Source organism: Streptomyces sp. NPDC048001, from assembly GCF_043203115.1.
Lineage (GTDB): Bacteria > Actinomycetota > Actinomycetes > Streptomycetales > Streptomycetaceae > Streptomyces > Streptomyces sanyensis.
Window position 1 is genome coordinate 227,342 of the sequence record NZ_JBIDBN010000006.1, and the last position, 14,527, is coordinate 241,868.

A 14,527-nucleotide genomic window follows, 5' to 3' on the forward strand; every position below is an offset into this window, starting at 1 on the left:
TTCTTACTTCTTCGACGACGGGTGCTTGGGACGCTGGGGCCCCTTGCGCTGACCGGACTTGGGCTGGCGAGTGGAACCGGCCGCCTTGGCACCCGCGGACTTGGCCTGGGGAGCCTCGCCGGTCTGTCCCTTCTGGAGGGACGGCTTGGAGACGGGGGCACCATCGGTGCTGTCGGCGCCCTTGGCGGCCGACTGCGCGGACTGCCTCTGGGCCTTGCTCTGACGCTTGGGCTGCTGGCGACGGTGGGATCCGCCTTCTGCCTCGGCCATGGCGGTGTCGCTCTTGGCCACCGTGCCGTCGGGCTGGGCCACCAGTCCCGCCTTGGCGAGGCCCGTGACGAAGCGGCGCTCGTTGTCGTTGCGGTCCGGTCCCTTGGCGACGATCGTCTGGACCACGGTCCGCTTACGACGGGAGCCGACCTGCCCGCTCGTCGTGATGCCCTTCAGCATGCGCTGGAGGTACTGGTCCTGTGCCTTGCTGCCCGGCGTGGGGTTCTGGTTGATCACGTACATCTGCTGACCCATGGTCCACACGTTGGTGGTCAGCCAGTAGACGAGGACACCGACCGGGAAGTTGATGCCCATCACGGCGAAGATCACCGGGAAGATGTACATGAGCATCTTCTGCTGGTTCATGTACGGCGTCTTGACCGTGAGGTCGACGTTCTTCTGCATCAGCTGGCGCTGGGTGTAGAACTGCGACGCCGACATCAGGACGATCATGACCGCGGTGACGATGCGGACGTCGAGCAGCGTGGCGTCCAGCGCCTGGACCTTCTCGGGCGAGTCCATGAACTTCGCGGCGATCGGCGCACCGAAGATGTGCGCCTGGCGGGCGCTGTCCACGAGGCTCTGGTTGAGAACGCCGATCTCCTGACCGGAGGCGATCTTGCTGAGCACGTGGTAGAGGGCGAAGAAGAACGGCGACTGCGCCAGGATGGGCAGGCACGAGGAGAGCGGGTTGGTCCCGGTCTCCTTGTACAGCTTCATCATCTCTTCGGACTGCCGCTGGCGGTCCGACTTGTAGCGCTCCTGGATCGCCTTCATCTTGGGCTGGAGCGCCTGCATGTTCCGCATCGACTTGATCTGCTTCACGAAGAGCGGGATCAGGCAGATACGGATCAGCACCACCAGGGACACGATGGACAGTCCCCAGGCCCAGCCCGTGTCAGGGCCGAAGACGGCCCCGTAGAGCGAGTGGAACTGGACGATGATCCACGAGACAGGTGTGGTGATAAAACTGAAGAGACTGGCAATCGTGTCCACTAATCAGGCTCCTTGAGCATTGGGCGAGGTCTCTGCGACCGGGGCCGTGGCCTCGGCAGCCGATCCCGGGGCCGGCACATCAGCGGCGGAGTGCCCGCCCTTGCTGCCACGCAGGGCATCGCGCAGCATTTCGTGCCATCGGGGCCGCTTGCGCGGCGGGACGTGGTCCACCCCGCCCGGGGACCACGGATTGCACCGCAGGATCCGCCAGGCGGTCAGGGCTGTTCCCTTGACCGCGCCGTGCCGGTCGATGGCCGTGAATCCGTAGTGGGAACACGACGGGTAATACCTGCACACAGGTCCCAGCAGCGGGCTGATCGTCCACTGGTAGATCTTGATCAGTGCCAGCAGCGGGTACTTCATCGCGCGCCCCCTCCCAGCAGCCGCCGGAGAGCGGCGTCCAGGTCTTGGGCCAGCTGTGCGTGTTCGGCGTCACCCGCACCGGGGAGCGCCCGTACGACCACCAGGCTACCGGGGGGCAGCTCGGAGAGCCGATCGCGCATGAGGTGGCGCAGTCTCCGCTTCACCTTGTTCCGTACCACGGCGCCGCCCACGGCCTTGCTCACGACGAAACCCGCACACGTCTGGGAGGCGCTCTCCCCAGGCGCGTGCGGGTCCATGGCACCGCTTCGAAGGTGGACGACGAGGAGCGGGCGTCCGGCCCGGCGCCCTCGGCGTACCGCAGTCGCGAAGTCCTCGCGCCGCCTCAGCCGATTCTCGGTAGGCAGCACGTCATGACCTGTTTAAGGCGATCAGGCGGACAGGTTGGCGCGACCCTTGCTGCGGCGGTTCGCCAGGATGGCGCGGCCGGCACGGGTACGCATGCGCAGGCGGAAACCGTGGGTCTTCGCACGACGACGGTTGTTCGGCTGGAAGGTGCGCTTGCTCACTCGGGGGCTCCAGAAATGATTCGTTGGTGGCGGGACATCGCCTGGCTGTCACCGTGCGCCCACGAGTAGCTCGCGTTCACGCCCGAGTGCACCGCTTCTCGACCACGGACCGTGGTCTTTGCCCATCGGAGGCAGGCGGCAGCAGCCATCGACAACTCGACCTGGTTACGGTACGCGCGGCTACGCCATCCGGTCAAACCACGTGGATGGCGGGGTGCCCTGTACACAGGCTGTGGACAACAACTTGAACCGCACGGGTCGGCCTGACTACCGTGGCTGAACTCGGATTCTTTTCCTGCCTGTCTTCCTATCCCGTCCCGAGAACCACACATTCGTGGGACCTGCGAGAGAGCGTGCTTTGTGGCTGACGTACCTGCCGATCTTGCCGCAGTGTGGCCGCGAGTGCTCGAGCAGCTTCTCGACGAGGGCCAGCAGGGCGTCGAGCCCAAGGACAAGCAGTGGATCGAGCGCTGCCAGCCGCTGGCCCTGGTCGCCGACACGGCGCTGCTCGCCGTACCCAACGAGTGGGGCAAGCGCGTACTGGAGGGCCGCCTCGCCCCGCTGATCAGCGACACCCTCAGCCGGGAGTGCGGCCGCCCGATCCGTATCGCGATCACCGTCGACGACTCCGTCGGCGACAGCTCTGCGCCCGCCTCCCAGCAGCCGGGCGCCCCGCGCTACCCCGCGGCCCCGCACGAGGACCCGCGCGGCGGCGAGGGCTACGAGGGCGGGCGGGGGTCCGAGGGCTACGACGGCGGGCGCCAGGGCGAGGGCTACGGTGCACCCCGCCGGCAGGACGCCTACGAGCCGCCCCGCCCCGGTGAGGGCTACGACTCCCCGCGCACCGACCGCTACGAGGGATACGGCCGCCGCGGCGAGACCGACGAGGGGCTGCCCTCGGTGCGCCCCGCCTACCCCGAGTACCAGCAGCGCCCCGAGCCGGGCTCCTGGCCGCGTACCCAGGAGGACCTCTCCTGGCAGCAGCCCCGACTCGGCGGCTTCCCGGAGCGCGACCCGTACGCGACCCCGCCGCCCGGCCGCGGGCAGCACGACTACCGCCGGCCCCAGCCCGCCGACCACCAGCCGTACGACCCGCGCGCCGAACGCAGGGACCTGGGCGAGCCCGCCTCGCCGCACCGCGGGGGCCCCGGGGGCGGCACCGGCCCGCTCGGGGCCAAACCGGCTCCGGCACCCGGGCCCGGGGAGCCGCACGCCCGGCTGAACCCGAAGTACCTCTTCGACACCTTCGTGATCGGGGCGTCCAACCGCTTCGCGCACGCCGCCGCGGTGGCGGTGGCGGAGGCGCCGGCCAAGGCCTACAACCCCCTGTTCATCTACGGGGAGTCCGGGCTCGGGAAGACGCACCTGCTGCACGCGATCGGGCACTACGCCCGCAGTCTCTACCCGGGCACCCGGGTGCGGTACGTGAGCTCCGAGGAGTTCACCAACGAGTTCATCAACTCCATCCGCGACGGCAAGGGCGACACCTTCCGCAAGCGGTACCGCGACGTGGACATCCTGCTGGTCGACGACATCCAGTTCCTGGCGAGCAAGGAGTCCACGCAGGAGGAGTTCTTCCACACCTTCAACACCCTGCACAACGCCAACAAGCAGATCGTGCTCTCCTCCGACCGGCCCCCCAAGCAGCTCATGACGCTGGAGGACCGGCTGCGCAACCGCTTCGAGTGGGGGCTGACGACGGACGTCCAGCCCCCCGAGCTGGAGACGCGCATCGCGATCCTGCGCAAGAAGGCGGTGCAGGAGCAGCTGAACGCGCCCCCGGAGGTGCTGGAGTTCATCGCCTCCCGGATCTCCCGCAACATCCGGGAGCTGGAGGGTGCGCTCATCCGGGTCACCGCCTTCGCCTCGCTCAACCGGCAGCCGGTGGACCTGGGGCTGACGGAGATCGTCCTCAAGGACCTGATCCCGGGCGGCGAGGACGCGGCCCCCGAGATCACCGCGGGGGCGATCATGGCGGCCACCGCCGACTACTTCGGCCTGACCGTCGAGGACCTGTGCGGCTCCTCACGCAGCCGGGTCCTGGTGACGGCGCGCCAGATCGCGATGTACCTGTGCCGCGAGCTGACGGATCTCTCCCTGCCCAAGATCGGCGCCCAGTTCGGCGGTCGGGACCACACGACCGTGATGCACGCGGACCGGAAGATCCGTGCGCTGATGGCGGAGCGCCGCTCGATCTACAACCAGGTCACGGAGCTGACCAACCGGATCAAGGCGGGCTGAGCGGGGGTCCACCGGACGGAGCGGGGACGAGGGGCGCACGGGACATCCTCCCGGGCGCCCTTCGCCGTTCGCGGCCCCGCAGGCGGGGTCCGCGCAGGCGGGGTCCCCGGTGGCGCGGAGGCTCCCGGGGAGGGCGCCGGCCGGGAAGCCGCGGCGGAGCGGCGGACGGCCGGGGAGAGGCAGCGGGGAGGGCGCCGGCCGGGACGAGGAGGGGCGGGAGCGGCGTCCGGGGACGTCCGGGGACGTCCGGCGGGTCATCGCCGCCTCCCGCGGCCCCGGGGTCCGTCACCGTCCCGCGGGCCGTCGGACTGCGTGCGGACCGAGGGGGAGGCGGCCCCGCGCGCCCCGGATGCCCCGCGACCCCTCGCCCGGCTGTGTTCGAATACCGGCGGGCCGGGGCGGTTCTCCACAGACCGGGACCGAAACCGCCGTCCACAGCCTGGGGATCCGCACGTTGTCCCGAAGCTGTCCACAGGTGGCCCCTTCGCCGTGCCGTCGGCCCTGCTCAGCCGGTTGTGGACTTGTGGCCGAAGGATCTCCACAGGCTGTGGAGATCCCGATCTTCCCGAAACCTTGATCCTCGTTGTCCACCGGTGACCCACAAGGCACACGCGGTTGCCCACAGCTTTTCCCCACCCCTGTCCACTGTTCGGCAACGCAACACCGCCCCTCACCGGGTGGAGTGAAAGCCGTCACACCAAGCTGCCGGATTGGCCTGTGGGGAACGTGGGTAAAGCTGGGGACGCCGCTGGGGAGAAGTCCCCCGGGGCTGTGCATCGACTGTGCAGAACTTTCGCGCGTCCACAGGCACCCCCGGTTGTCCACGGCTGCGGCCCACAGGGGCAGTGGACAAAAAACCGTGCCTGACCTGCGTCAACGACGTTATCCACGGTTTCCACAGGCCCTACTACTACTCCCACTCAGAGTTAGCGGGGAATCTGCTTGGAAGGGGGGCCTGTGCACAACTCGGGCCCGGTGGCCCCCGCCGCCCCCGTCCCGACTTGACCCCGAGCCGCACCGAGTGTCGGCGCCGTGCGTCAGACTGGTCTCCGGCATCAAGCCGACGACGAAGGCCAGCAGGGCGAGCCAGCAACAGCAGGAGGCGGTTCCGGTGAAGATCCGGGTGGAGCGCGATGTACTCGCGGAGGCGGTGGCCTGGGTGGCCCGGAGCCTTCCGGCCCGTCCGCCGGCGCCGGTTCTCGCTGGCCTTCTGCTGAAGGCCGAGGACGGCGCGCTCAGCTTCTCCAGCTTCGACTACGAGGTCTCGGCCCGGGTCTCGGTGGAGGCAGAGGTCGAGGAGGACGGCACGGTCCTGGTCTCCGGCCGCCTGCTCGCGGACATCTGCCGCGCCCTGCCCAACCGCCCCGTGGAGATCTCCACCGACGGCGTCCGGGCGACGGTGGTCTGCGGCTCCTCCCGCTTCACGCTCCACACCCTGCCTGTGGAGGAGTACCCGGCCCTGCCGCAGATGCCCACCGCCACGGGCACGGTGCCGGGCGAGGTCTTCGCCTCCGCCGCCGCCCAGGTGGCCATCGCCGCCGGGCGCGACGACACGCTGCCGGTGCTGACGGGCGTGCGCATCGAGATCGAGGGGGACACCGTCACCCTCGCCTCCACCGACCGCTACCGCTTCGCGGTCCGCGAGTTCCTGTGGAAGCCCGAGAGCCCGGACGCCTCGGCCGTCGCGCTGGTGCCCGCCAAGACCCTGCTCGACACCGCCAAGGCGCTCACCAGCGGCGACACGGTCACTCTGGCGCTGTCCGGCTCCGGTGCGGGCGAGGGCCTGATCGGTTTCGAGGGGGCGGGGCGCCGCACCACCACCCGCCTGCTCGAGGGCGACCTCCCGAAGTACCGCACGCTGTTCCCCACCGAGTTCAACTCGGTTGCCGTGATCGAGACGGCTCCCTTCGTCGAGGCCGTCAAGCGCGTGGCCCTGGTCGCCGAGCGGAACACCCCGGTGCGGCTCAGCTTCGAGCAGGGCGTGCTGATCCTGGAGGCCGGCTCCAGCGACGACGCGCAGGCCGTGGAGCGCGTGGACGCCCAGCTGGACGGCGACGACATCTCGATCGCCTTCAACCCGACCTTCCTGCTCGACGGCCTGAGCGCCATCGACTCCCCGGTCGCCCAGCTCTCCTTCACCACCTCCACCAAGCCGGCGCTGCTCAGCGGCAAGCCGGCCGTCGACGCGGAGGCGGACGAGGCGTACAAGTACCTGATCATGCCGGTCCGCCTGAGCGGCTGACCCGGGTGCGGTCCGGGCGGGGGCCCGCCCGGACCGGGTGCGCGGCCAGGGCGCCCCGCGGCCCTCGCGGTCGACGGCCCGCGAGGCGGTTGAGCAGGGCTTCTGAGCGCGTGACCCCACAGGTGTGCGCCGGTTGCCGGGCGTAGTCTCGGAGCCGGGCAGGAACACGGCACACAAACGATTGAGGAATCTCAGATGGAGCTCGGTCTCGTCGGCCTCGGCAAGATGGGCGGCAACATGCGCGAGCGCATCCGCCGCGCAGGCCACACCGTCATCGGCTACGACCGCAACCCGGACCTCGCGGACGTCCACAGCCTGGAGGAGCTGGTGGGCAGCCTCAAGGGCCCGCGCGTGGTGTGGGTCATGGTCCCGGCCGGAGCCGCGACCCAGTCCACCATCGACGAGCTGGCGGAGCTGCTCTCCCCCGGCGACGTGGTCGTCGACGGCGGCAACTCCCGCTGGACGGACGACGAGAAGCACGCCGTCGAACTGGGCATCAAGGGCATCGGTTTCGTCGACTGCGGTGTCTCCGGCGGCGTCTGGGGCCTGGAGAACGGCTACGCCCTGATGTACGGCGGCGATGCCGAGGACGTCGCGAAGGTGCAGCCGGTCTTCGACGCGCTCAAGCCGGAGGGGGCCCACGGCTCCGTCCACGCCGGGAAGGTCGGCGCCGGCCACTTCGCCAAGATGGTCCACAACGGCATCGAGTACGCCATGATGCAGGCGTACGCCGAGGGCTGGGAGCTGCTGGAGAAGGTCGACTCGGTCACGGACGTGCGCGAGGTGTTCCGCTCCTGGCAGGAGGGCACGGTCATCCGCTCCTGGCTGCTCGACCTGGCGGTCAACGCCCTGGACGAGGACGAGCACCTCGACCGGCTGCGCGGCTACGCCCAGGACTCGGGCGAGGGCCGCTGGACCGTGGAGGCGGCCATCGACAACGCCGTGCCGCTCCCGGCGATCACGGCCTCGCTCTTCGCGCGGTTCGCGTCCCGCCAGGACGACTCCCCGCAGATGAAGATGATCGCCGCGCTGCGCAACCAGTTCGGGGGCCACGCGGTCGAGAGCAAGAAGTAGTCCACAGCCCGTGCGCACCCTGTGCACGGGCCGCCGCGGGAAGGTCGGCGCACACCCATGCACGTCACGCACCTGTCGCTGGCCGACTTCCGCTCCTACGCCCGGGTCGAGGTCCCTCTCGGCCCGGGCGTCACCGCGTTCGTCGGGGCGAACGGCCAGGGCAAGACCAACCTCGTGGAGGCCGTCGGCTATCTGGCCACGCTCTCCAGCCACCGGGTCTCCTCGGACGCCCCGCTGGTCCGCTTGGGCGCCGAGCGCGCCGTGGTCCGGGCCGCCGTCACCCAGGGCGAGCGCTCCCAGCTGATCGAGCTGGAACTCAACCCGGGCAAGGCCAACCGGGCGCGCATCAACAGGTCCTCGCAGGTCAGGCCACGCGACGTGCTCGGCATCCTGCGCACCGTGCTCTTCGCCCCGGAGGATCTGGCCCTGGTCAAGGGCGATCCCGGGGAGCGCCGGCGCTTCCTCGACGACCTGGTCACCGCCCGCTCGCCGCGGATGGCGGGTGTGCGGTCCGACTACGAGCGGGTCCTCAAGCAGCGCAACACCCTGCTGAAGTCGGCAGCCATGGCCCGGCGCCACGGTGGCCGCTCCATGGACATGTCCACCCTGGACGTGTGGGACCAGCACCTGGCCCGTGCCGGGGCCGAGGTGCTCGCCCGGCGCAGCGAGTTGATCACCGCCCTCCAGCCGCTGGCCGACAAGGCCTACGAGGCGCTGGCGCCGGGAGGCGGACCCGTCGTGCTGGAGTACCGTTCCGCCTCCGCCGGGTCCGGGGAGGCGCACGGGCGCGAGGAGTTCTACGCGCACCTGCTCGCGGCTCTGGAGGAGGCGCGCCGCCAGGAGATCGAGCGCGGTGTGACGCTGGTCGGCCCCCACCGGGACGACCTGGTGCTCCGGCTCGGCAGGCTGCCGGCCAAGGGCTATGCCAGCCACGGCGAGTCCTGGTCCTTCGCCCTCGCACTGCGCCTCGCCTCCTACGAGCTGCTGCGTGCGGAGGGGAACGAACCGGTGCTCGTGCTGGACGACGTCTTCGCGGAGCTGGACGCGCACCGCCGCGAGCGCCTCGCGGAGCTGGTGGCCCCCGGTGAGCAGGTGCTGGTCACCGCTGCCGTGGGTGACGACGTCCCCGCGGTGCTCGCCGGCAGCCGCTACACCGTGGCCGACGGGGAGGTGCGCGGGGCATGAGCACCTCCGAGTCCCCTGCCGCCCGGGCGGCCACCGCCGAGCCCTCCGGCGTGGACCTGGCCAGGGTCGCACTGCGCGCGGCGAAGGAGCAGGCCAGGGCGCGGGGCGCCGCGGCCCAGCAGAAGAAGCAGGCACGCCGGGGCGGCCTGCGCTCCGGCGCGCGTGCCGACGGCCGGGACCCGCTGCCGCTCGGGGCGGCGATCAACCGGCTGATCACCGAGCGCGGGTGGGAGACCCCCGCCGCGGTGGGCGGCGTCATGGGGCGCTGGCCCCAGATCGTCGGCGAGGACCTGGCCAAGCACTGCGTCCCGCTGCGCTACGACGAGGACCCGGACGAGCGGCTGCTCACGGTCCAGTGCGACTCCACGGCCTGGGCCACCCAGCTGCGCCTGCTCGCCCCCCGCCTGGTGGCCCGGCTCAACGAGGACCTCGGCCACGGCACCGTCCGGGCGATCAAGGTGGTCGGGCCGGGCGCGCCGCAGCGCCGGTACGGCCCGCTGCGGGCGCCGGGCAGCACCGGGCCCGGGGACACCTACGGCTGATCCCTCCCCGCCCCGCTCCTTCGGCGGAGGCTTCCCGGGGCACCGCGCGGTCCCCGGGAGCCCCGGTGCGCACAGCCGGGAGCCCCGGTGCGCACAGGGGGCGTCCCTCTCGGTAGCGGGGGGTTGACAGCCCGAAGCGCTCAAAGCCGGTGTGAGCCTCTTGGAGCCCCTTCCCGGATATGGGGAGTCGAGCGGTGGACTGCCAGGGCGGCACATGCGAACTCAGCTACCGCCAAACCCCCATTCGGGTCGCCGGTACCGGTAGACTGGTGCACAATCCCGCGAATCTCGCGGGACACGTCGATCAGATGCCGAAAGACGCAGCCGCTCCCGCCCGTCGGAGAACGGCTCGTGCTGTGCCAGAAAGGGCGCTTCGTGGCCGATTCCGGCAACCCCAACGAGAACACCCCGTCCACTGCCGCCGGTAGGAGCAGCGAGGTCACCGCCTCGTACGACGCCAGCGCGATCACCGTCCTCGAGGGTCTGGACGCGGTCCGCAAGCGCCCCGGCATGTACATCGGCTCGACCGGTGAGCGGGGACTGCACCACCTGGTCTACGAGGTCGTCGACAACTCGGTCGACGAGGCCCTCGCCGGCCACGCGGACACGATCGACGTCACGATCCTGGCCGACGGCGGTGTGCGCGTCGTCGACAACGGCCGCGGCATCCCGGTGGACATCCACCCGGTGGAGAAGAAGCCCGCCGTCGAGGTGGTGCTGACGGTGCTGCACGCGGGCGGAAAGTTCGGCGGCGGCGGCTACGCCGTCTCCGGCGGTCTGCACGGTGTGGGCGTGTCCGTGGTGAACGCGCTCTCCTCCAGGGTCTCCGTCGAGATCAAGCGCGACGGCTACCGCTGGACGCAGGACTACAAGCTCGGTGTGCCCACCGCGCCGCTGGCCCAGCACGAGCAGGTCGAGGACTCCGGCACCACGGTGACCTTCTGGGCCGACCCGGATGTCTTCGAGACCACCGACTACTCCTTCGAGACGCTCTCGCGCCGCTTCCAGGAGATGGCCTTCCTCAACAAGGGCCTGACCCTGACCCTGACGGACGAGCGCGAGTCGGCGCGGGCGACGATGAACGCCGACGACCCCGACGCCGCCGAGACGGCCGAGGTGCAGCCGGCGCGGTCGGTGACCTACTTCTACGAGGGCGGCATCGTCGACTTCGTGAAGTACCTCAACTCCCGCAAGGGCGAGCTGATCCACCCGACCGTGATCGACGTGGACTCCGAGGACAGGGAGCGGATGCTCTCGGTCGAGATCGCCATGCAGTGGAACTCGCAGTACAGCGAGGGTGTGTACTCCTTCGCGAACACGATCCACACCCACGAGGGCGGCACCCACGAGGAGGGCTTCCGTGCGGCCCTGACGGGCCTGGTCAACCGGTACGCCCGGGACCGGAAGCTGCTCCGGGAGAAGGACGACAACCTCACGGGCGAGGACATCCGCGAGGGCCTGACGGCCATCATCTCGGTCAAGCTCGGCGAGCCGCAGTTCGAGGGCCAGACGAAGACCAAGCTCGGCAACACCGAGGCGAAGACCTTCGTCCAGAAGGTCGTCCACGAGCACCTCACCGACTGGTTCGACCGCAACCCGAACGAGGCCGCGGACATCGTCCGCAAGGCCATCCAGGCGGCCACGGCCCGTGTGGCCGCCCGCAAGGCCCGCGACCTCACCCGGCGCAAGGGCCTGCTGGAGTCGGCCTCGCTGCCCGGCAAGCTGAGCGACTGCCAGTCCAACGACCCGACGAAGTGCGAGATCTTCATCGTCGAGGGCGACTCCGCCGGCGGCTCGGCCAAGTCCGGCCGGAACCCGATGTACCAGGCCATCCTGCCGATCCGCGGCAAGATCCTGAACGTCGAGAAGGCCCGGATCGACAAGATCCTCCAGAACACCGAGGTCCAGGCGCTGATCTCCGCCTTCGGCACGGGTGTGCACGAGGACTTCGACATCGAGAAGCTCCGCTATCACAAGATCATCCTGATGGCGGACGCCGACGTCGACGGCCAGCACATCAACACCCTGCTGCTGACCTTCCTCTTCCGTTTCATGCGTCCGCTGGTCGAGGCCGGGCACGTCTTCCTCTCCCGCCCGCCGCTGTACAAGATCAAGTGGGGCCGGGACGACTTCGAGTACGCCTACTCCGACCGCGAGCGCGACGCCCTGGTCGAGATGGGCAAGCAGGCCGGCAAGCGCATCAGGGAGGACTCGATCCAGCGCTTCAAGGGCCTGGGCGAGATGAACGCCGAGGAGCTGCGCGTCACCACCATGGACGTCGAGCACCGCGTGCTCGGCCAGGTCACGCTGGACGACGCCGCACAGGCCGACGACCTGTTCTCGGTGCTGATGGGCGAGGACGTCGAGGCACGGCGCTCGTTCATCCAGCGCAACGCCAAGGACGTCCGCTTCCTCGACATCTGAGTCGGTCTCAGCTGACCGCACGAAAGGACTGAAGACCAGCAATGGCCGACGAGAACACTCCCGTGACCGCCACCGAGGACGAGGGCCCGCAGCTGCGGATCGAACCGGTCGGTCTCGAGACCGAGATGCAGCGCTCGTACCTCGACTACGCGATGTCCGTCATCGTCTCGCGTGCGCTGCCCGACGTACGGGACGGCCTCAAGCCCGTCCACCGCCGGGTGCTGTACGCGATGTACGACGGCGGGTACCGCCCCGAGAAGGGCTTCTACAAGTGCGCCCGCGTCGTCGGCGACGTGATGGGCACCTACCACCCGCACGGCGACTCCTCCATCTACGACGCCCTGGTGCGCCTCGCCCAGCCGTGGTCGATGCGGATGCCGCTGGTGGACTCCAACGGCAACTTCGGCTCCCCGGGCAACGACCCGGCCGCCGCCATGCGCTACACCGAGTGCAAGATGGCGCCGCTGTCCATGGAGATGCTCCGGGACATCGACGAGGAGACCGTCGACTTCCAGGACAACTACGACGGGCGCAACCAGGAGCCGACGGTCCTGCCGTCGCGCTTCCCCAACCTCCTGGTCAACGGCTCCGCCGGTATCGCGGTCGGCATGGCCACCAACATCCCGCCGCACAACCTCCGCGAGGTCGCGGCCGGTGCCCAGTGGGCGCTGGAGCACCCGGAGGCCACGCACGAGGAGCTGCTCGACGCACTGGTCGAGCGCATCAAGGGCCCGGACTTCCCCACGGGTGCCCTGGTGGTCGGCCGCAAGGGCATCGAGGAGGCGTACCGCACGGGGCGCGGCTCCATCACGATGCGCGCGGTCGTGGAGGTCGAGGAGGTCCAGAACCGCCAGTGCCTGGTGGTCACCGAGCTCCCGTACCAGGTCAACCCGGACAATCTCGCGCAGAAGATCGCCGACCTGGTGAAGGACGGCAGGATCGGCGGGATCGCCGACGTCCGCGACGAGACCTCCTCCCGCACCGGCCAGCGGCTGGTGATCGTGCTCAAGCGCGACGCCGTCGCCAAGGTGGTGCTCAACAACCTCTACAAGCACACCGACCTCCAGACCAACTTCGGTGCCAACATGCTGGCCCTGGTCGACGGTGTGCCGCGCACCCTCTCGCTGGACGCGTTCATCCGCCACTGGGTGACGCACCAGGTCGAGGTCGTCGTCCGCCGCACCCGGTTCCGGCTGCGCAAGGCCGAGGAGCGGGCGCACATCCTGCGCGGCCTGCTCAAGGCCCTCGACGCCATCGACGAGGTCATCGCCCTGATCCGGCGCAGCGACACGGTCGAGGTGGCCCGCGAGGGCCTGATGGGCCTGCTGGAGATCGACGAGATCCAGGCCAACGCCATCCTGGAGATGCAGCTGCGGCGGCTCGCGGCCCTGGAGCGCCAGAAGATCGTCCAGGAGCACGACGAGCTCCAGGCGAAGATCGACGAGTACAACCGCATCCTGGCCTCCCCCGAGAAGCAGCGCGCCATCATCAGCGAGGAGCTCGCCGCGGTGGTGGAGAAGTTCGGCGACGACCGCCGCTCCAAGCTGGTCCCCTTCGACGGCGACATGTCCATCGAGGACCTGATCGCCGAGGAGGACATCGTCGTCACGATCACGCGCGGCGGCTATGTCAAGCGCACCAAGACCGACGACTACCGGTCCCAGAAGCGCGGCGGCAAGGGCGTGCGCGGCACGAAGCTGAAGGAAGACGACATCGTCGACCACTTCTTCGTCTCCACCACCCACCACTGGCTGCTGTTCTTCACCAACAAGGGGCGGGTCTACCGCGCGAAGGCGTACGAGCTGCCGGACGCCGGCCGGGACGCCCGCGGCCAGCACGTCGCCAACCTCCTCGCCTTCCAGCCGGACGAGCAGATCGCGCAGATCCTCGCGATCCGCGACTACGAGGCCGCGCCCTACCTGGTGCTCGCCACCAAGGCCGGGCTGGTGAAGAAGACACCGCTGAAGGACTACGACTCCCCCCGCTCGGGCGGTGTGATCGCGATCAACCTCCGGGAGACCGAGGCCGGCGGCGACGACGAACTGATCGGAGCGGAGCTGGTGTCCGCCGAGGACGACCTGCTGCTGATCAGCAAGAAGGCCCAGTCCATCCGCTTCACCGCGACGGACGAGGCGCTGCGCCCGATGGGCCGTGCGACCTCCGGCGTGAAGGGCATGAGTTTCCGCGAGGGTGACGAACTGCTCTCGATGAATGTCGTCCGGACCGGTACGTTCGTCTTCACCGCAACCGACGGCGGGTACGCCAAGCGGACCCCCGTCGACGAGTACCGCGTCCAGGGTCGCGGCGGTCTCGGCATCAAGGCCGCGAAGATCGTGGAGGACCGGGGGTCGCTCGTGGGCGCGCTGGTGGTCGAGGAGAGCGACGAGATCCTCGCCATCACCCTCGGTGGCGGTGTGATTCGTACGCGAGTCAACGAAGTCAGGGAGACGGGCCGTGACACCATGGGCGTCCAACTGATCAATCTCGGCAAGCGCGATGCCGTCGTGGGCATCGCCCGCAACGCCGAGGCAGGTCGCGAGGCCGAAGAGGTCGACGGGACGGAAGCGGCCGGCGATGAGGCGGCCGAGTCGGCAGCCGAGGGCACTCCGTCCTCGGCAGGGGAGCACGAGGAGTAAGCGTGAGTGGAGCCACGGGTGCCGGAG

At 69.9% G+C, this 14,527-nt stretch carries 11 protein-coding genes; 7 read left to right on the forward strand and 4 right to left on the reverse strand.

What is annotated here, in order from left to right:
• Positions 1-3: 3 nt before the first annotated feature.
• The 4 genes from yidC to rpmH are packed head-to-tail and all read right to left on the reverse strand — an operon-like array spanning position 4 to position 2,156.
• Positions 4-1,266: a membrane protein insertase YidC gene (yidC, locus tag ACGF15_RS13320; RefSeq protein ID WP_345612178.1), complete on the reverse strand. Its 1,263-nt coding sequence runs from the start codon at positions 1,264-1,266 to the stop codon at positions 4-6.
• Positions 1,267-1,269: 3 nt separating this feature from the next.
• Positions 1,270-1,629, reverse strand: a complete 360-nt coding sequence (gene yidD / locus ACGF15_RS13325; RefSeq protein WP_256522275.1) for a membrane protein insertion efficiency factor YidD — start codon at positions 1,627-1,629, stop codon at positions 1,270-1,272.
• Positions 1,626-1,997 carry a ribonuclease P protein component gene (rnpA, locus tag ACGF15_RS13330; RefSeq protein WP_256522276.1) on the reverse strand — a complete coding sequence of 124 codons (372 nt, stop codon included), beginning with the start codon at positions 1,995-1,997 and terminating at the stop codon, positions 1,626-1,628. The genes yidD and rnpA overlap by 4 nt, the downstream gene beginning before the upstream one ends.
• Before the next feature lie 21 nt (positions 1,998-2,018).
• A complete protein-coding gene (gene rpmH, locus ACGF15_RS13335; RefSeq protein ID WP_018846094.1) occupies positions 2,019-2,156 on the reverse strand; it encodes a 50S ribosomal protein L34 in 138 nt (45 codons plus the stop codon).
• A 360-nt stretch (positions 2,157-2,516) separates the two neighbouring features.
• Here rpmH and dnaA point away from each other — a divergent pair, with 360 nt between their 5' ends.
• From dnaA to gyrA, 7 genes are all read left to right on the forward strand, one after another.
• Positions 2,517-4,397, forward strand: a complete 1,881-nt coding sequence (gene dnaA, locus ACGF15_RS13340) for a chromosomal replication initiator protein DnaA (protein ID WP_345612174.1) — start codon at positions 2,517-2,519, stop codon at positions 4,395-4,397.
• A 1,111-nt stretch (positions 4,398-5,508) separates the two neighbouring features.
• Entirely contained in the window at positions 5,509-6,639 is a 1,131-nt protein-coding gene (gene dnaN, locus ACGF15_RS13345; RefSeq protein ID WP_138057578.1) for a DNA polymerase III subunit beta, read from the forward strand.
• A 195-nt stretch (positions 6,640-6,834) separates the two neighbouring features.
• On the forward strand, positions 6,835-7,713 hold the full coding sequence (gnd, locus tag ACGF15_RS13350; protein ID WP_376426380.1) for a phosphogluconate dehydrogenase (NAD(+)-dependent, decarboxylating): 879 nt from the start codon (positions 6,835-6,837) through the stop codon (positions 7,711-7,713).
• Between the two features lie 57 nt (positions 7,714-7,770).
• Positions 7,771-8,898, forward strand: coding sequence for a DNA replication/repair protein RecF (recF, locus tag ACGF15_RS13355; protein WP_362607886.1), 1,128 nt, complete (start codon positions 7,771-7,773; stop codon positions 8,896-8,898).
• On the forward strand, positions 8,895-9,440 hold the full coding sequence (locus ACGF15_RS13360) for a DciA family protein (protein WP_362607888.1): 546 nt from the start codon (positions 8,895-8,897) through the stop codon (positions 9,438-9,440). Before recF ends, ACGF15_RS13360 begins: the two co-directional genes overlap by 4 nt.
• A gap of 351 nt (positions 9,441-9,791) precedes the next feature.
• The gene (gene gyrB / locus ACGF15_RS13365) at positions 9,792-11,864 is read left to right on the forward strand and encodes a DNA topoisomerase (ATP-hydrolyzing) subunit B (protein WP_345612166.1); all 2,073 of its coding nucleotides are present in this window, start codon (positions 9,792-9,794) and stop codon (positions 11,862-11,864) included.
• Between the two features lie 41 nt (positions 11,865-11,905).
• A complete protein-coding gene (gene gyrA / locus ACGF15_RS13370) occupies positions 11,906-14,500 on the forward strand; it encodes a DNA gyrase subunit A (protein WP_345612164.1) in 2,595 nt (864 codons plus the stop codon).
• Positions 14,501-14,527 lie beyond the last annotated feature (27 nt).